At 69.5% G+C, this 16,638-nt stretch carries 17 protein-coding genes; 14 read left to right on the forward strand and 3 right to left on the reverse strand.

Translation table 11 applies throughout. The features are described from left to right. The first annotated feature begins 37 nt into the window (after positions 1-37). The 8 genes from D9V41_RS13270 to D9V41_RS13305 all read left to right on the forward strand — a co-directional run bounded on the left by D9V41_RS13270 (position 38) and on the right by D9V41_RS13305 (position 7,865). Complete coding sequence (locus tag D9V41_RS13270) at positions 38-1,327, forward strand: GAF domain-containing protein (protein ID WP_121795121.1); 1,290 nt, start codon at positions 38-40, stop codon at positions 1,325-1,327. An 81-nt stretch (positions 1,328-1,408) separates the two neighbouring features. Then, positions 1,409-2,932 (forward strand): acetaldehyde dehydrogenase ExaC, encoded by a 1,524-nt coding sequence (gene exaC, locus D9V41_RS13275; protein ID WP_121795061.1) that lies wholly within the window; start codon positions 1,409-1,411, stop codon positions 2,930-2,932. Positions 2,933-2,934: 2 nt separating this feature from the next. After that, positions 2,935-3,324, forward strand: a complete 390-nt coding sequence (locus D9V41_RS13280; RefSeq protein ID WP_121795062.1) for a DUF779 domain-containing protein — start codon at positions 2,935-2,937, stop codon at positions 3,322-3,324. Between the two features lie 134 nt (positions 3,325-3,458). Continuing rightward, the gene (locus tag D9V41_RS13285) at positions 3,459-5,060 is read left to right on the forward strand and encodes an AMP-binding protein (RefSeq protein ID WP_121795063.1); all 1,602 of its coding nucleotides are present in this window, start codon (positions 3,459-3,461) and stop codon (positions 5,058-5,060) included. A 2-nt stretch (positions 5,061-5,062) separates the two neighbouring features. Then, on the forward strand, positions 5,063-5,518 hold the full coding sequence (locus tag D9V41_RS13290; RefSeq protein ID WP_243697274.1) for a type II toxin-antitoxin system PemK/MazF family toxin: 456 nt from the start codon (positions 5,063-5,065) through the stop codon (positions 5,516-5,518). After that, on the forward strand, positions 5,515-6,504 hold the full coding sequence (locus D9V41_RS13295) for a YihY/virulence factor BrkB family protein (RefSeq protein ID WP_121795065.1): 990 nt from the start codon (positions 5,515-5,517) through the stop codon (positions 6,502-6,504). Before D9V41_RS13290 ends, D9V41_RS13295 begins: the two co-directional genes overlap by 4 nt. A 43-nt stretch (positions 6,505-6,547) precedes the next feature. Next, complete coding sequence (locus D9V41_RS13300; protein WP_121795066.1) at positions 6,548-6,940, forward strand: cold-shock protein; 393 nt, start codon at positions 6,548-6,550, stop codon at positions 6,938-6,940. A 4-nt stretch (positions 6,941-6,944) separates the two neighbouring features. Further along, the gene (locus D9V41_RS13305) at positions 6,945-7,865 is read left to right on the forward strand and encodes an AEC family transporter (RefSeq protein WP_166376043.1); all 921 of its coding nucleotides are present in this window, start codon (positions 6,945-6,947) and stop codon (positions 7,863-7,865) included. 3 nt (positions 7,866-7,868) lie between these two features. Here the strand turns inward: D9V41_RS13305 and D9V41_RS17860 are convergent, their stop codons facing one another. Further along, positions 7,869-8,234 (reverse strand): META domain-containing protein, encoded by a 366-nt coding sequence (locus D9V41_RS17860; protein WP_166376044.1) that lies wholly within the window; start codon positions 8,232-8,234, stop codon positions 7,869-7,871. Positions 8,235-8,373: 139 nt separating this feature from the next. Between D9V41_RS17860 and D9V41_RS13315 the strand changes: the two genes are divergently transcribed. Both D9V41_RS13315 and D9V41_RS13320 read left to right on the forward strand, forming a co-directional pair. Further along, positions 8,374-10,323, forward strand: coding sequence for a S1 family peptidase (locus D9V41_RS13315; RefSeq protein ID WP_121795068.1), 1,950 nt, complete (start codon positions 8,374-8,376; stop codon positions 10,321-10,323). A gap of 108 nt (positions 10,324-10,431) precedes the next feature. Further along, the gene (locus D9V41_RS13320; RefSeq protein WP_121795069.1) at positions 10,432-11,163 is read left to right on the forward strand and encodes a DUF3027 domain-containing protein; all 732 of its coding nucleotides are present in this window, start codon (positions 10,432-10,434) and stop codon (positions 11,161-11,163) included. Positions 11,164-11,174: 11 nt separating this feature from the next. On the opposite strand, the gene D9V41_RS18510 is transcribed toward D9V41_RS13320, so the two are convergent. Further along, positions 11,175-11,561 carry a DUF2530 domain-containing protein gene (locus D9V41_RS18510; RefSeq protein ID WP_243697275.1) on the reverse strand — a complete coding sequence of 129 codons (387 nt, stop codon included), beginning with the start codon at positions 11,559-11,561 and terminating at the stop codon, positions 11,175-11,177. A gap of 38 nt (positions 11,562-11,599) precedes the next feature. On the opposite strand from D9V41_RS18510, the gene D9V41_RS13330 reads away from it, so the two are divergent. The 4 genes from D9V41_RS13330 to D9V41_RS13345 all read left to right on the forward strand — a co-directional run bounded on the left by D9V41_RS13330 (position 11,600) and on the right by D9V41_RS13345 (position 15,442). Then, a complete protein-coding gene (locus tag D9V41_RS13330) occupies positions 11,600-12,505 on the forward strand; it encodes a hypothetical protein (protein ID WP_133434189.1) in 906 nt (301 codons plus the stop codon). Continuing rightward, positions 12,505-13,389: a DMT family transporter gene (locus D9V41_RS13335; RefSeq protein ID WP_121795071.1), complete on the forward strand. Its 885-nt coding sequence runs from the start codon at positions 12,505-12,507 to the stop codon at positions 13,387-13,389. Before D9V41_RS13330 ends, D9V41_RS13335 begins: the two co-directional genes overlap by 1 nt. A 77-nt stretch (positions 13,390-13,466) precedes the next feature. Beyond that, a complete protein-coding gene (locus tag D9V41_RS13340) occupies positions 13,467-14,903 on the forward strand; it encodes an NCS2 family permease (RefSeq protein WP_121795072.1) in 1,437 nt (478 codons plus the stop codon). Positions 14,904-14,923: 20 nt separating this feature from the next. Then, positions 14,924-15,442 (forward strand): gamma carbonic anhydrase family protein, encoded by a 519-nt coding sequence (locus D9V41_RS13345; protein WP_121795073.1) that lies wholly within the window; start codon positions 14,924-14,926, stop codon positions 15,440-15,442. A gap of 73 nt (positions 15,443-15,515) precedes the next feature. On the opposite strand, the gene serC is transcribed toward D9V41_RS13345, so the two are convergent. Continuing rightward, on the reverse strand, positions 15,516-16,607 hold the full coding sequence (gene serC, locus D9V41_RS13350) for a phosphoserine transaminase (protein ID WP_243697278.1): 1,092 nt from the start codon (positions 16,605-16,607) through the stop codon (positions 15,516-15,518). Positions 16,608-16,638 lie beyond the last annotated feature (31 nt).

The raw sequence follows: 16,638 nt of genomic DNA on the forward strand, positions 1-16,638 counted from the left end.
AGTGACCGGCGTCACAAGGCCGGGTATGCTCGGGCCCATGACGTCGGCGGCGGAGTTCGCGGTCCCGGCGGGAGTCGATCCCGTCGCGTTGTCGCGCCTGTTGCACGCGGCGCACGACGCCTTCGTGGCCGACGGCACCGCTCCGCCCGCGATCCGTTCGCTCGTGCGCGACTCATGGCAGCGCAGCGTCTCCGGCGGCGTCGATCCCGAGCGCAGCGTCGCGCCGATCAGCATCGACGACGACGTGCTGGAGGAGATCCGCAGGGCGCACCCGCTGGCGGTGGCGATGCCGGTCGTTCGCCGGCTGCTCGTCGAGTCCGCCAGCGAGGCCGGTCTTCTCGTGGCGGTCAGCGACGCCGTCGGCCAGTTGCTGTGGGTCGAGGGAGCCGCGGAACTACGCCGCAAGGCCGAGCAGATGGCCTTCGTCCCGGGCGCCGACTGGAGCGAGCGACGGGTGGGCACCAACGCGCCGGGCACCGCTCTCGCGCTGAACCGACCGGTGCAGATCCTCGGCCCGGAGCACCTGGCGCGTCCCGTCACGCCGTGGAGCTGCTCCGCCGCGCCGATCCACGACCCTGACACCGGCGCGGTGCTCGGGGTCCTGGACCTCACGGGCGGACCCGAGGTCGCCTCGGCGCAGAGTCTCGGGCTGGTCCGGGCCACCGCGGCTGCGGTCGAAGCCGAGTTGCGTCTCGCGCGGTTCGAAGCCGCCGCCCCGGTGGCCTCCCGGACCGTCGCCGCGCCCGCGCCGCCGCGACTCGAGGTGCTCGGAGCGCGCTCCGGCGTCCTGCACCACGGCAGCACCACCACCCGGCTCACCCTGCGTCACAGTGAACTGCTGCTCCTGCTCTCGGAGTCCACCCGGGGGTACACGAGTGCCGAGCTCGGCGTCGCGCTGAGTGACCAGGACATCCCGGAGGTCACGATCCGGGCCGAACTCTCCCGGCTGCGTGGCGTCCTCGGCCCGATCGAACTCGCCTCGCGGCCGTACCGCCTCGCCACCCGGCTCCGCTCCGATCTGCAGACGCTTCGCGAACATCTGCGGCAGGGTCGGGTCCGTCAGGCCGTCGCGGCCTACCGGGGGCCGCTGCTCCCGGACTCGCAGGCGCCCGGCGTCGAGCAGATCCGTTCGGAGGTCCACGCGCTGGTGCGTTCGCACCTGCTGAGCTGCGATGACGCTGACGCCGTCCTGTCGTTCGCCGATGCGCCCTACGGGCGGGACGACTACGACATGTGGCTCCACGCCGCAGAGATCCTGCCGATGTCCTCGCCCCGGGCCGCCCAGGTCAGCACCCATCTGGACCGGCTCGACGCGGAACTCGGCTGAGGTCGCAACCTCGCTGCAACGACCCCGCTTCTACCGTCGGCAGTGTTGTGACACCCATCACACCTTGACGAAGGAGCCAGCATGACCGTCTACGCACAGCCGGGCACCGAGGGGAGCGTCGTCTCCTACCGGTCCCGCTACGACAACTGGATCGGCGGCGAATGGGTCGCGCCGGTCAAAGGCCAGTACTTCGAGAACCCCTCGCCGGTCAACGGCAAGGTCTTCTGCGAGGTGGCGCGCTCCACGGCCGAGGACATCGAGCTCGCGCTCGACGCAGCACACCGAGCGGCCCCCGCCTGGGGAAAGACGTCCGTGGCCGAGCGTGCCGTCGTCCTCAACAAGATCGCGGACCGCATCGAGGAGAACCTCGAGATGCTCGCGGTGGGGGAGACGTGGGAGAACGGTAAGCCGGTGCGTGAGACGCTCGCCGCCGACCTCCCCCTCGCGGTCGACCACTTCCGGTACTTCGCGGGTGCCATCCGGGCCCAGGAAGGCGGCATCAGCCAGCTCGACGACGACACCGTCGCGTACCACTTCCACGAGCCGCTGGGCGTCGTCGGCCAGATCATCCCGTGGAACTTCCCGTTGCTCATGGCCACCTGGAAGCTGGCCCCTGCGCTCGCGGCCGGCAACGCGGTCGTCCTCAAGCCGGCGGAGCAGACGCCCGCGTCCATCATGCTGCTCATGGAGCTGATCGCCGATCTGCTTCCTGCGGGCGTCCTGAACGTCGTGAACGGCTTCGGTGCGGAAGCGGGCGCGCCGCTGGCGTCGAGCAACCGCATCCGCAAGATCGCCTTCACCGGTGAGACCACGACCGGCCGGCTCATCATGCAGAACGCGAGCCAGAACCTCATCCCGGTCACGCTGGAGCTCGGCGGCAAGAGCCCGAACATCTTCTTCGAGGATGTCGCCAGCAAGCAGGACGCGTTCTACGACAAGGCGCTCGAGGGATTCGCAATGTTCGCGCTCAACCAGGGCGAGGTCTGCACGTGCCCGAGCCGGGCGCTCATCCAGAACTCGATCCTCGAGCAATTCCTGCCGGAGGCGACGGAGCGAGTGAAGAGCATCGTGCAGGGCAACCCGCTGGACACCGACACGATGGTGGGCGCGCAGGCCAGCAACGACCAGCTGGAGAAGATCCTGTCGTACTTCGAGATCGGGGTGCAGGAGGGCGCCCGCATCATCACCGGCGGTGAGCGCGTCGACCTCGGCGGCGACCTGTCCGGCGGCTACTACGTCGCTCCGACGATCTTCCAGGGCACGAACAACATGCGGATCTTCCAGGAGGAGATCTTCGGTCCGGTCGTCTCGGTGACGGGTTTCGACGGGTACGACGACGCCATCGAGATCGCCAACGACACGCTCTACGGCCTGGGCGCCGGCGTGTGGTCGCGCGATGTCAACACTGCCTACCGGGCGGGACGCGACATCCAGGCCGGGCGGGTGTGGACGAACTGCTATCACGCCTATCCGGCACACGCGGCCTTCGGCGGCTACAAGCAGTCCGGTATCGGCCGTGAGAATCACGCGATGATGCTCGACCACTACCAGCAGACCAAGAACCTGCTGGTGAGCTACTCGGAGAACGCGCAAGGGTTCTTCTGATCATGGGCACCCAACGGGTGGGGGTGACCCCGGAGGCGGCGGACCTGCTCCGCCGCCTCCGGGCAGATCACGACAAGCCGCTGATGTTCCATCAGTCCGGCGGATGTTGCGACGGGTCCGCTCCCATGTGTTACACCCAGGGCACGTTCCTCACGGGGTCGGCGGACGTGCTCCTCGGGGAGCTCGAGGTCGGGACGCCCGAGCCGGTGCCCGTGTGGATCTCCAAGGCGCAGTTCGACTACTGGTCGCACACGCACATCACGATCGACGTCGTCCCCGGTCGGGGCGCTGGCTTCTCGATCGAGGGACCGACCGGACACCGCTTCATCATCCGCTCGCGCGTGTTCACCGAGGAGGAGACGGCCGACCTCGCGCCCGTGCGCACCGGGTGACCGCCTCGCGTTCGCCGGTTCTACGCGGGGGTAACTTGTTGTTACACTCCCGGCATGAGCGAGCGCCAGCGAGCGAACAGTGAACACCTCATGCCGACACCCGCGTATCGTGGGCTTCTCTTGCGGGTGGCGGCATGAGCGATCTGGAGTACACCGCGAAGGTCCTGCGCCGCATCGGACTGGTGTCGGTGCAGTCGCCGTTGCGGCTCGCCAAGGCGGGGTTCCACCTGGCGAAGTGGGGACCCGCGCTGCCATCGGGCCTGAACGCGGCCGCGGCACGCTACCCCGATCAGGTCGCCATCATCGACGACGCGGGCGAGATCGCCTACCGCGACCTCGTCGCGGAGGTCAACCGCGTCACCGCGGCCCTGAAGGAGCGCGGACTGCAGCCGGGCGACTCGATCGCCCTGCTCGCGCGCAATCATCGCTGGATGGTCGTCGCGCTGGTCGCGATCATGCAGGTCGGCGGCCGCGCGCTGCTGCTCAACACCATGGCGAGCCGCTCCCAGCTCGCCGACCTGGCCGCACGCGAGGACGCCCGGCTGCTCATCGTCGACCAGGAGTTCCTCGACGTCGTGGCCGATCTGCCGCAGGAGTCCGTGGTGCTCGGCTGGGCCGACGCCGACGCCCCCGCGGGCGTTCCGACGCTGAGCGACCTCGCCGAGGGGCAGCCGACGTCGGGCCACCCCAAGCCGAAGCGTCATGGGCAGATCGTCATCTTCACCTCGGGCACCACCGGCCTGCCGAAGGGCGCCAAGCGCGAGGAGCCGAAGGACCTCAAGCCGCTGCTGGCGTTCTTCGGCTCGATTCCCTATCGCGGTAACTCGACGGTCGTGCTCGCGGCGCCGCTCTTCCACTCCTGGGGGCTGCTCAACTTCAGCTTCGGGCTCACCACGGTGCCCACCTACGTGCTGCGGCGGCGGTTCGTGCCCGAGCAGGTGCTCCGTGACATCGAGCAGTACCGGGCGCGGGTGCTGGTGGTCGTGCCGCTCATGATGCAGCGGCTCCTCGACGCGGACCCCGAGGTCATCAAGGCCGCGGACGTGTCGAGCCTCGAGATCACCGCGACGAGCGGCAGTGCGCTGGCCGGTGACCTCGCGACGCACTTCATGGACACGTTCACGGACTCGATCTACAACTTCTACGGGGCGACCGAGACCGGGTGGGTCACGATCGCCTCGCCGAGCGACCTGCGCGCTGCCCCGGGAACGGCGGGTCGTGCCCCCTGGCGCACGACCGTCAAGATCCTCGACGCCGAGGGGCGCGAGGTGCCGACGGGGGAGACCGGCGTCATCCACGTCGGCAACGACATGCCGTTCGGCGGCTATACCGACGGCAACACGAAGGCGTTCGCCGACGGGCTGATGAACACCGGCGATCTCGGCTACTTCGACGCCGAGGGCCGCTTGTTCGTAGCGGGCCGCGACGACGACATGATCATCTCCGGCGGGGAGAACGTCTTCCCGCGCGAACTCGAGGACGCCCTCATCGAGCACGAGGCCGTCCGCGACGTGGTGGTGACCGGCGTGGACGACACGCAGTGGGGGCAACGGCTGGCCGCGTACGTCGTCGTGCATGAGGGATCGCGGATCACCGAGGACGACCTCGTCGAGTACGCCAAGACGCATGTCGCGCGGTTCGCCGTGCCCAAGCGGGTCGTCTTCCTCGACGAACTTCCGCGCAACCCCACCGGCAAGGTCATGAAGCGGGAGCTGCCAGCGCTCGATAGCGTGTGAGCGTGGTTGTTCGCACGCTCGTCGACTCGCTCCTCGCCCGCCGGCAGCGTCGTGCTCGGGCACGTGAGGCGCTGCGGTTCGTCTACGAGCCCGCGCCTGACGGACGACCCGATCCCGGCGAGATCGTCTGGACCTGGGTGCCGTACGAGGACGACCCGACCCAGGGCAAGGACCGTCCGGTGCTCCTCGTCGCGCGCAGTGGACGTGACCGGTTGTGGGGACTCCAGCTGACCTCGCGCGACCACGATCACGACGCCGCGCAGGAGGCACGAGCCGGCCGGTTCTGGATGGACATCGGCGCCGGGCCGTGGGACACGCAAGGCCGGCCGAGCGAAGTCCGCCTCAACCGGCTGATCGAGATCGACCCGGGACAGGTCCGACGCGAGGGCGCCGTGCTCGACCGCGCCCGGTTCGACGCCGTCGTCGCTGCCGCTCGGCCGCACCTCCCGCGCCGATGAGCGCGATCGACGCCATCGACCGGTTCCAGCGGCGCCACCCGGTCGTCGGGTTCCCCCTGGCGGTGATCTACAAGTTCTTCGACGACCAGGGACCCTATCTGGCGGCGATCATCACCTACTACGCCTTCATCGCCATCTTCCCGCTGATGCTCATCGCCACGTCGGTCCTCGGCTTCTTCCTGCAGGACGATCCCCAGTTGCAGGAGGACCTGCTCGACACCGCGCTCGCGCAGTTCCCCATCGTCGGCGATCAACTCGGCCGGCCCGACGGGCTCACCGGGAGCGCCTCGGCCATCGTCATCGGAGCGATCGCCGCGACGTTCGGTGCCTCCGGGCTCGGTGTCGCCGTGCAGAACGCCGCGAACGTCGCGTGGGCGGTGCCGCGCAACAGCCGGCCCAATCCGGTCCTGCTGCGGGTCCGGAGCCTGATCATCATGGGGATCGCCGGACTGGGCGTCCTCGCCGTCGCCATCGGCACCTCGCTGCTGCAGCAGCCCGAAGCGATCGGCCTCCCCTCGCTGCCGCAGGTCGGCTGGGTGGTCCGCGTGGTCGGCCTGGTGATCACCGCGCTCATCTTCGTCACGGTGTTCCGGCTCATCAGCCTCGGCCGCGCGACCTGGCGATCGGTCCTGCCCGGGGCTATCGTGTGCGCCGTCGCCTGGCAACTCCTGCAGTTCATCGGCGACGCGTACGTGCGCAACATCATCGGCCGCACGACGGCCATGAACCAGACGTTCGCCCTGGTGCTGGGACTGTTCGCGTTCTTGTTCATCGCCGCCCTCATCGTGGTGGTCGGTCTGGAGGTGAACGTGGTGCTGCGGCGGCGGATGTACCCGCGGGCCCTGCTGACGCCGTTCACGGACAGCGTCGAACTCGGCCCTGGTGACATCCGGGCGTACACGAGCTACGCGCGAATGCAGCGGCACAAGGGCTTCGAGAAGATCCAGGTGGCCTTCAGACCGCCCGAACGCGACGAGCCCCACTAGACTTGCACTGCCCCATCCACCATCCAGTGAAGGACGAGAGCGCATGCCCACGGGCAAAGTGAAGTGGTACGACGCCGAGAAGGGCTTCGGCTTCCTCAGCCGCGAGGACGGCGAGGACGTGTACGTGCGCGCCGACGCGCTGCCGGCCGGCGTCACGACCCTCAAGTCCGGTACGCGAGTGGAGTTCGGCATCGTCCAGGGTCGCCGCGGCGACCAGGCACTCCAGGTCCGCGTGCTCGACCCCGTCACCTCGGTGCGCCGCGCCCAGGCGCAGGCCCGACGCAAGCCGCCCGAGGACATGGTCGTCATCGTCGAGGACCTCATCGGCCTGCTCGACCGGCTCGGTGAGGGGTACCGGCACGGTCGCCACCCCGAGGGCAAGCAGGCGAGCACCATCGCTCAGCTCCTGCGGCGTCTCGCCGACGAGCTCGACTGACCCTGTGGGGGGTGCGGTCGAAGGCTTCGTCGTCATCCTCTCCCTCGGCGCGGTCGGGTACGTCCTGGCCGTCCGGGGAGTGCTGGACGAGACGAGCCAGGCCGTGTTGTCCCGCTTGGTGTACGTCGTCGGGACGCCGGCACTGCTGATCTCGCTGTTGAGCGAGACGGACGTGTCGCGCGTGTTCGGGCCGTGGTTCCTCGTGGCGCTCGGCGGCGTGCTGGCCACCCTCGTGCTCTACGTGCCGTGGGCGCTGTGGCGTCGACGGCGGACGAGCCACGTGATCGTGGGCGCGCTCTCGGCCTCGTACGCGAACGCCGGGTACCTCGGGCTGCCGATCGCCGCATACGTCCTGGGCGACGCGGCGTACGCCCTGCCGACGATGATGCTGCAGCTGGTGTTCTACGCCCCGCTCGCATTGAGCATGCTCGAGATGGCGGGGCGTGGAAGGGCCGGACTGAACCCTTTCGCGTTCGTGAGGGCGGGGGTTCGCAACCCCGTGTCGGTGGCGGCGGTCATCGGGGTGACGATCGCGCTGACCGAGATCCAGCTGCCGCTGGTGGTCGCCGAGCCGATCCGTCTGCTCGGCCAGCTCGCCGTGCCGTGCGCGCTCATCGCCTTCGGCGTCTCGCTGCGGTTCGGACCGCGGATCGGCATCGGCCAGGGCGGGGAGGTCGCCTTCGTGGCGGCGCTCAAACTCCTCTGGCAGCCGGCGATCGCTTACCTGGTGGCGCGGTTCGCGCTCGGTCTTCCCGACACCCAGGTCGTCGGGGTGACGATGATGGCGGCTCTGCCGACGGCCCAGAACGTGTTCGTCTACGCGTCGCGTTTCGGTCGCGACCACGTGCTGGCCCGCGACTGCGTGGCGGTCACGACGGGGCTGAGCCTGCCCGTCCTGATCGGGCTGGCGGCTTTGCTGGGCTGAGCCTCACCCGGAACGGGGGAGCGTGCCGATCCGCTGCTCCTCGTGGTCGAAGATCACGAGCGCGTCGCCGTCGACCTCGGCCGTGGCGAGTCTGCTCAACCAGGAGTCGACGCCAGGACACGCCATCATCGTGTGCAGTTGTGAGGAGAACCGGACGACGTCGCCGTCGACCTCGTAGGTGCCGTGGAGCCGGTTGCACCCGTCGCTGCCGCGGAACTCACCGTCATCGAGCACGAGGAACGGCGAACGGGCGGCCTCGGTACCCCAGGTTCCGCTGACGTCGCTGGACGGACTGGAGGCATCGTCGGTGCCGCATCCGGCCATGGCCACCATCGCTGCGACGAGGGCGATCTTCGCGATGCTTCTCACGGTGTTCACGCTTCCTTCGTCGTCGATTCGGGGGATCGGCTGGTGATGATGATCAGCGTAGCGGTAGGTTCGTTGCGTTCGCGTTGATGCGCTTGGGGGACCGGATGGTCGGGCGGAGCGCCTGCAGGAAAGGGATTGCATGTTCATCCGTACACGACGAGGCGTCGCCGCCGCTGGCGTGGCAGCGCTCGCGCTCGCCATGGCGGCTCCGGCGGCGTTCGCCGAGGACAACGCGCCGATGTCGGCGTCCGGCGCGGCTTTCGAGGCCGAAGCCAAGGAGCTGCTGACCGATGAGGCCGAAGGTGTCCACGGTGTCACCACCGACGGTGCGGGCAACGTCATCGTCTTCGCCGACGAGGAGAAGCCCGAGCTCGAGGGCAAGCCGAACGTCGAGGTCAAGGTCATCGAGGGCGGCTTCGAGAGCTTCGCTACCACCGACGTCGTGGGCGGTGCGGGCTACCTGGCCGTGAACCCCGACAACGGGAGCGCGGCCCATTGCTCCATCGGCTTCTCGGCGTGGAACCCTGACGGCGAGCCGGCCATCCTCTCGGCCGGTCACTGCACTGACGACGGCGCGCTCTCCGGCGCCTTGACGACCCGCCCGGCCACGGAGCCTGCCGGAGGCGGAGCCCCCGACAACTCCGAGGTGGAGACGACCGGTGTGCTCGGCGAGCTCGCGGCCTCTCAGTTCGGCGGGCCGGGGAACGTCCCGGGTGATGAATTCACCGCAGATGAGACGTTCGTCGACATCTCCGCCTACGACGTGACCAACCCGGTTCTCGACCTGCTCCCGGAAGTGACCGACTGGACGACCGTCGAGGATCTCTCCCAGTCCACGACCCCGGTCAAGAGCGTCGGTGAGGCACGGGTCGGTGAAGCGGTCAGCAAGTCCGGCCGCACCACGGGCTTCTCCACCGGTACGGTGGAAGGCCATGGCTTTGCGCTGATCAACGGCCGCGTGGTCAGCGGATTCGCCGTCGAGGGGATGACGTCGAGCGACGCCGCACCGGGCGATTCCGGCGGCGCGATGATCCAGGGCACCACGGCTGTCGGTCTGCTCTCCGGCGGCGCTCCCACCCCCGAAGGCGACCTGTTCGTCTGGGGTGCTGACCTGCAGAACGGCCTCGCCCAGATCCCCGGTTACAGTGTGGCGCTCGACATCGACGAGCCCGTCATGGTCACCCCCGCCGACGGCGGAAGCGTGGCCCAGGGCTCGCAGATCCGCGGCACCGGTCCTGCCGGCCGCACCCTCGAGGTCGGCATCGGCGGGCAGAACAGTGGCGAGGTCATCGAGGTGGCCATCGACGGCAACGGCAACTGGAGCTTCCCTGCGCCCCCCGCTCCCGGCACGTACACCATCGCGCTGACGGCGACCGACGGCGGCTTCAACCGTTCGGAGACGGTCGTCTACAGCATCGAGGTCGTCCTGGGCGCTCCGGCGATCACCAGCCCGGCCGACGGTTCCTCGGTGGTCGACGAGGTCACGGCGATCTCCGGCACCGGTCAGCCCGGTGCGCTCATCACGCTCGGCGGCGACGCCGAGGGCGAAGCCACCGTGGGTGCGGACGGCACCTGGACGGTGAACGTCGACCTCGGTATCGGCGCCCACACCGTCACGGCCGTGCAGACCGTCGACGGAGAAGCGTCGCCTGAGGTGTCGAGCACCTTCGCAGTGATTCCGGCTGCTCCGGTCGTCACCTCGCCCGAGCACGGCGTCGACTACACCAAGGCCCCGACGGTGGCTCGCGGCACCGGCATCGACGGGGCGCAGATCATGGTCTACCTCAACGGCGAGCACGTGGGCACCACGACCGTCGCCGGCGGCGAGTGGAGCGTCGAGCTTCCCGAGGGCCTCGCGGCGGGTGATTACGACCTGCGAGTGGTTCAGACGGTCAACGGCCAGACGAACGCGACCAACGTGAGCTTCGGCGTCCTGGTTGCCGCGGCGGCACCGGCGCCTACGGGCGGTCTCCCGGCCACCGGCGCGGGTGTGCTGCTCCCGCTCGTCCTCGGTGGCCTCGCGCTCACGGCTGCCGGTACCGCAGTGGCGGTTCGCCGCCGCGGACGCGACGAGGCGACCCTCGCCTGACGATCGCGCCGTAGCTGACATCGAGGCCACGCTCCGCTGGGGGCGTGGCCTCGATGCGTACCGGGTCCCGGCCTGGATCGCCGACCAGGCGTCGGGAACAATGGGAGGGTGAGCACGGTGACGAACGAGACGGCGCGCGCGGCTCTTGACGCTTCGGTCGACGAGGGTGCCGTTGGCGACTACCTCGGACGCGACGACGAGGCGCCCGGCCTGGTGACCGAGCGCTTCGCCTGCACGTTGCCCGGTTACGTCGGCTGGTACTGGGCGGTGAGCCTCTCGGTGCTTCCCGACGCCGAGCCGACCATCAACGACATCGTGCTGCTGCCCGGTGAGACCGCGATCGTCGCGCCGGAGTGGACGCCCTACCGAGAGCGGATCCAGCCCGGCGACCTCGGCCCGGGCGACGTGTTGCCGCCCGAGGAGGACGACATCCGCCTCGCCCCGGCGTGGTTCGCCGGCGACGGCGGCGACGAGGGTGTCGTCGACCGGCACTTCGCCCGCGAGGTGGGGCTCGGTCGCGAGTGGGTCCTGTCCCTCGAGGGCCGCGAAGAAGCGGCCGATCGCTGGTACGCCGGCGACCACGGACCCGACGCGCCGATCGCCAAGCAGGCGCCTGGTCGTTGCGGCTCGTGCGGCTTCTTGATCAGCCTCGCCGGGGATCTGTCGGACCGCTTCGGCGTCTGCGGCAACGGCATGGCGAACGCCGATGGCAAGGTCGTGGCGCTCACGCACGGCTGCGGCGCCCACTCGGGGACGCGTCCCAAGCGGTCCAACTCGGCGCGTACGCTCCCCGAGCCCGTCCTCGACACCGTCTCCGTCGACGACGTCGAGGAGTTCTGACCCCGCTGGGTCTACTTGCGGCGTCGGCCTCCGCCTGAGGGCCGAGCCGCCTGGCGGGCCTCGAGGGCGTTGCGGCGGCGACGGCAGTACTCGATACCGATCAGCCCGAGACCGAACCCGGCGAGCGCCGACCACAGCCACCACTGTGTGCCGTCCTCGCGCAGCGTCCCCCAGAACGGGATGAGCGCGATGGCGAGCACCGCCCAGAGAATCGTGCCGACGGTCATGGTGCGGACGCCGTCGACGTCCATCGGCTGGACCTCGGCGACGCGGTGCGTGGTCTTGCCGATCTCGATCTCGGTGATGTCCGGATGGCCCAGCTCGTGCCGCCGCGCGGCGCGCTCGGCGGATGCGGGATCGTTCTCCGGGGTCTCCGGTGGGGGATCGGCGGGGCTCACCCTCACAGGGTACCGAGACGTAGGGGAGGATGGACGCGATGAACCCTCGTCGCCGCCGGATGCTGATCCCCGGTCTGTTGATCGCCTTGCTCGTCGTCGTCGCCGTCGCGTCGCTGACGGGTCGCGCCGAGGCGTCCGAGGCCACGCCGGTGAGCAGGCTGGGCGATCCGCGCATCACCGAGTCGAGCGGACTCGTTGTGAGTGCGACGCACGACGACCTCGCCTACACGATCAACGACTCGGGCCATGAACCGCTCGTGTTCGCCGTGCGTATCTCGACGGGGGAGACGGTCGGCGTCACCCGGCTCGACGGCGTCGAGGTCGTCGACCCCGAAGCCATCGCGTTGCACGAGGGCCGCCTGTGGGTCGCAGACACGGGCGACAACACGGCGAGCCGAAGTGATGTCGCGTTGCTCGCGTTCGACGAACCCGGACCCGGCGAGCACGCCGTCCGGCCCGGACGGCATCTCGTCACCCTCGATGTCCCGGCCGACATCGAGGCCCTGCTGATACGGCCCGAGGACGGCTCGCTCTTCCTGGTGACCAAGACGGTCGGCAGGGCTGATGTCTACCGCGCGGACGCGCGCCCGGCCGGAACGGCGGTGAGCTTTCACCGCACCGACCTCGTCGCCCCTCCGGTCGTCACGGACGGCGCGTTCGCTCCGGACGGCAGCAGCATTGCACTGGTCTCATACCTCGGTGTACAGGTGCTCGACCCGATCAGCTGGGAGCTGCGCGAGTCCTTGACGCTGCCGCAGCTCGAGCAAGCCGAGTCCTTGGCGTTCCTCGACGCGCGTACGGTTCTCGTGGGCAGCGAGGGCGCGAACAGCCCGTTGGTCGCGCTCGACGTGCCGGCCCCTCCCGTTCCGGCGATCGCCGTTGCCGCCTTGCCGGCGGGCGGGCTCGCGCTCGTCGTGTCGGCGCTTCGAGGGCTCCCGCTGTGATGAACCCGCAACTCGCCGTCGTCCTGGCGGCGGTGTGCTTCGGCTCGACCGGGACGGCGCTCGCACTCGGGCCCGATGCCGCGACTCCGTTCTCCGCCGGATTGGCGCGCATCGTCGTCGGCGGGGGGCTGCTCGGCGCGATCGCGTGGATGACCAGCGATCGCCGCCTGCCGCTGACGCCGGTCACCGTGGCGTGGATCCTCGTGGGCGCGCTCGGCGTCCTCGCCTACCAGCCCGCGTTCTTCCTCGGCACCGAGGTCAACGGGGTGGCCGTGGGAACCGTCGTGGCGCTCGGCAGCGCTCCGGTGCTCACCGGGCTGCTGGAGTGGGTTCTCACCCGCCGGCCGCCCGGGCTCCTGTGGGTGGTGGCGACGATCGTCGCGACCAGCGGCGTGGCGGTGCTCTCGGGCCTTTTCGATGCCACGTCGGCGATCGATCCGGTGGGGCTTGTGGGGTCGCTCGGCGCCGGCCTCAGTTACGCCGTCTACACCCTCGCCGGCAAGGCGCTGATCGACCGGGGGATGAGTTCTCGCGGCTCGATGGGGGCGATGTTCGGCGCGGCTGCCGTCCTCGGTGCGCCGCTGCTGCTGGTCGCCGACACGGCGTGGATGGCGAGCGTGCCGGGCGCGGCGACCGTGCTCTGGCTCGGGATCGTGACCACGACCGTGGCGTATCTGTTGTTCGGGGCGGGTCTTCGCCGTCTGCGCGCCTCGACGGTCTCGACGCTCACGCTCGCCGAGCCGCTCACCGCCACCGTGCTGGGCCTCCTCGTGCTTCAGGAGCGGTTGGCGTTCTCCTCGGTGGTAGGCCTGATGGTGGTCGCCGCCGGGATCGCGATCCTCAGTCTCGGTGGACGACGCCAGCGGGTGCCGGCGACCGGGTGACCCGCGGGGAGCCACCCGCCGCGGTTCTGGGAGACTATGCGCGTTCGTCCCCGTTCTCTCCACGCCCAAGGAGTGCCATGACCGGCGTCCTCGACCGCTACTTCAAGATCTCCGAGCGCGGCTCGACGATCGCTCGCGAACTCCGCGGCGGCCTCGTCACCTTCCTGACGATGGCCTACATCGTGGTGCTGAACCCGATCATTCTCTCCGGAGCGCCCGACGTGAACGGCGAGTTCCTCGGCGGCGGTACTGAGGCCGGTGGCGGCTTCGCAACCATCGCGGCGGTCACCGCCCTGGTCGCCGGCGTGATGTCGATCGTCATGGGTCTGGTCGCCAACTTCCCGCTCGCCATCGCCGCGGGCTTGGGCCTGAACGCCTTCGTCGCGTTCAGCGTGGCCTCGCAGATGACGTGGGCGGACGCGATGGGCCTCGTGGTGATCGAGGGCATCATCATCCTCGTCCTGGTCCTCACCGGCTTCCGCAAGGCCGTGTTCGACGCCGTGCCGCGCCAGCTCAAGACCGCGATCGCCGTGGGCATCGGCCTGTTCATCACCCTCATCGGGCTCGTGAACGCCGGGTTCGTGCGCACCACGGGCGAGCCCTCGCCGCCGCTCGGCCTGGGCATCGGCGGATCGCTCAGCGGGTGGCCGGTTGCGGTCTTCTGCATCGGCCTGCTGGTGATGATCGGCCTGTACGCCAACAACGTGCGAGGCGCGATCCTCATCGGCATCGTCTTCACCACGATCCTCGCCGTCGTCGTCCAGGCGCTCACGGACACGCCCAGCTCGCAGGACTCGCCGACCGGCTGGAACCTCAACGTCCCGAGTGTCCCGAGCGACATCGTGGCCATGCCCGACTTCTCACTCGTCGGCGAGTTCAACCTGCTCGGTTCGTTCGAGCAGGTCGGCATCGTGGCGGCCGTCTTGCTGATCTTTTCGCTCATGCTGGCCGACTTCTTCGACACGATGGGCACGATGACCGCCGTCGGTGCGGAGGCCGGATTGAACGACGAGGACGGCGCGCCCAAGAACACGCAGCGGATTCTCGTGGTCGACTCGCTCGGTGCGGTGGCCGGTGGCGTCGGCAGCGTCTCGAGCAACACGGCCTACGTCGAGTCCGCCTCCGGTGTCGGCGACGGCGCCCGCACTGGTCTGGCGAGCGTCACCACGGGCGTGCTGTTCCTGCTCGCCACGTTCTTCACGCCACTGGTGCAGGCGATCCCGAACGAGGCCGCCGTCGCTGCGCTGGTGGTCGTCGGCTTCCTGATGATGACCCAAGTGACCGGCATCGACTGGAGCGACGTGGAGATCGCGATCCCCGCGTTCCTCACGATCGTGCTCATGCCGTTCACCTACTCGATCACGGTGGGGATCGGCGCGGGCTTCCTCGCGTTCGTGTTCCTCAAGATCGCGCGCGGCAAGCTCCGCGAAGTCCACGTGCTGATGTGGATCATCTCGGTGTTGTTCCTCGTCTACTTCCTCATCGACCCGATCTCGGACCTGCTCGGCGTCTGAGGCACCGGTACGGTGCTGCCATGTTGATCGCACTGGGAGACAAGAAGCCGCAGGTCGCCGACTCCGCATTCGTGGCCCCCAACGCCACGCTCGCCGGAAGCGTCGTCCTCGATGAGGGCGCCAGCGTCTGGTACGGCGCCGTTCTGCGGGCCGACAATGAGCCGATCGTCATCGGCCCGCGCTCGAACGTGCAGGACAACTGCGCCTTCCACGTCGACCGCGGCAAGCCCGTGACCCTCGGTGAGGGGGTGTCCGTGGGCCACGGTGCCATCATCCACGGCGCCACGGTCGGCGATCACGTCCTCGTCGGGATGGGCTCGATCATCATGAACGGTGCCGTCATCGGCGACGAGTCGCTCATCGCTGCGGGTGCGCTCGTGCCCGAAGGCATGGAGGTGCCGCCGCGCTCGCTGGTCGCCGGCGTTCCGGGCAAGGTGCGGCGTGAGCTCTCCGAGGACGAGATCGCCAAACTCCACCGCAACGCCGCGATCTACGAGGAGCACCGCGAGCTGCATCGCGACGGCACCGTCGTCGGCTGATCACCCGCTGAGTGTGACGTTTGGCAGCCAGGTGAGCCGGTTTCAGTGCCTTAACGTCACACTCAACGAGTACTCAGCGGTGCTCGACGACGTAGTCGATGCAGCGGGTGAGGGCGGTGATGTCGTCGGGGTCGACCGCGGGGAACATCGCGACGCGCAGCTGGTTGCGGTTCAGTCCGCGATACCCCGCGACGTCGACGATGCCGTTCTCGCGGAGGGCCGCGACCACGTCGGCCGCGGGCACGTCCTCGGCGAGGTCGATGGTGCCGACCACCAGGGAGCGGTCCTCCGGGTCCGTGACGAACGGGGTGGCGTAGCCGCTCGCCTCGGCCCACGCATAGAGCCGGCTGCTGGACTCGCGGGTGCGGGAGACGGCCCAGTCGAGCCCGCCGTTGCCGAGCATCCACTGGATCTGCTGGTCGAGCAGGAACAGTGTTGCGACGGCCGGCGTGTTGTACGTCTGGTCTTTACGCGAGTTCTCGATCGCGACGGGCAGGTCGACGAAGCCCGGGATGTGTCGCCCGGACGCCTTGATCTCCTGCGCACGCTCGACCGCGGCGGGGCTCATGAGAGCGATCCACAGGCCACCGTCGGACGCGAACGATTTCTGCGGCGCGAAGTAGTAGACGTCGGTCTGCGCGACATCGACGGGCAGGCCGCCGGCTCCTGAGGTCGCGTCGACGAGGACGAGGGAGTCGGCGTCGGTGCCCTCGGGGCGGGCGACGGGCACCATGACGCCCGTCGATGTCTCGTTGTGCGCCCACGCGTAGGCGTCGACGCCGGCGGTCGCGACCGGGTCAGGGTGGGTGCCCGGGTCGGACTCGAGGAGGAGCGGATCGGCGAGGAACGGCGCGCGCTGCACGGCGGTGGCGAATTTGCGGGTGAACTCGCCATGGACGAGATGCTGGCTACGCTCGCGGATCAGCCCGAACGTCGCCGCGTCGAAGAAGGCGTGTGAACCGCCGACGCCGAGCACGACCTCGTACCCCTCCGGAAGCGTGAAGAGCTCGGACAGTCCCTCCCGGACGCTGCCCACGAGTCCCTTGACCGGGGCGGCGCGGTGGGACGTGCCGAGGAGCGCCGTGCCGGAGGCAGCGAGGGCCTCGACGGCTTCGGTGCGGATCTTGGACGGGCCGGAGCCGAAGCGCCCGTCGGCGGGCAGCATCTCAGCGGGAATCTTCACCCCCAGCACTCTA

The sequence above is a fragment of the Aeromicrobium phragmitis genome, assembly GCF_003674095.1.
GTDB lineage: Bacteria > Actinomycetota > Actinomycetes > Propionibacteriales > Nocardioidaceae > Aeromicrobium > Aeromicrobium phragmitis.

What these genes read in the sequence shown, in the direction of transcription:
- D9V41_RS13280 (WP_121795062.1), top strand. Translation starts at nt 2,935, where the DNA reads ATGGGCACCCAACGGGTGGGGGTGACCCCGGAGGCGGCGGACCTGCTC.
- D9V41_RS13340 (WP_121795072.1), top strand. Translation starts at nt 13,467, where the DNA reads ATGACCGGCGTCCTCGACCGCTACTTCAAGATCTCCGAGCGCGGCTCG.
- D9V41_RS13285 (WP_121795063.1), top strand. Translation starts at nt 3,459, where the DNA reads ATGAGCGATCTGGAGTACACCGCGAAGGTCCTGCGCCGCATCGGACTG.
- D9V41_RS13315 (WP_121795068.1), top strand. Translation starts at nt 8,374, where the DNA reads ATGTTCATCCGTACACGACGAGGCGTCGCCGCCGCTGGCGTGGCAGCG.
- D9V41_RS13270 (WP_121795121.1), top strand. Translation starts at nt 38, where the DNA reads ATGACGTCGGCGGCGGAGTTCGCGGTCCCGGCGGGAGTCGATCCCGTC.
- D9V41_RS13330 (WP_133434189.1), top strand. Translation starts at nt 11,600, where the DNA reads ATGAACCCTCGTCGCCGCCGGATGCTGATCCCCGGTCTGTTGATCGCC.
- D9V41_RS13345 (WP_121795073.1), top strand. Translation starts at nt 14,924, where the DNA reads ATGTTGATCGCACTGGGAGACAAGAAGCCGCAGGTCGCCGACTCCGCA.
- serC (WP_243697278.1), bottom strand. Translation starts at nt 16,607, where the DNA reads ATGCTGCCCGCCGACGGGCGCTTCGGCTCCGGCCCGTCCAAGATCCGC.
- D9V41_RS13300 (WP_121795066.1), top strand. Translation starts at nt 6,548, where the DNA reads ATGCCCACGGGCAAAGTGAAGTGGTACGACGCCGAGAAGGGCTTCGGC.
- exaC (WP_121795061.1), top strand. Translation starts at nt 1,409, where the DNA reads ATGACCGTCTACGCACAGCCGGGCACCGAGGGGAGCGTCGTCTCCTAC.
- D9V41_RS13335 (WP_121795071.1), top strand. Translation starts at nt 12,505, where the DNA reads ATGAACCCGCAACTCGCCGTCGTCCTGGCGGCGGTGTGCTTCGGCTCG.
- D9V41_RS13295 (WP_121795065.1), top strand. Translation starts at nt 5,515, where the DNA reads ATGAGCGCGATCGACGCCATCGACCGGTTCCAGCGGCGCCACCCGGTC.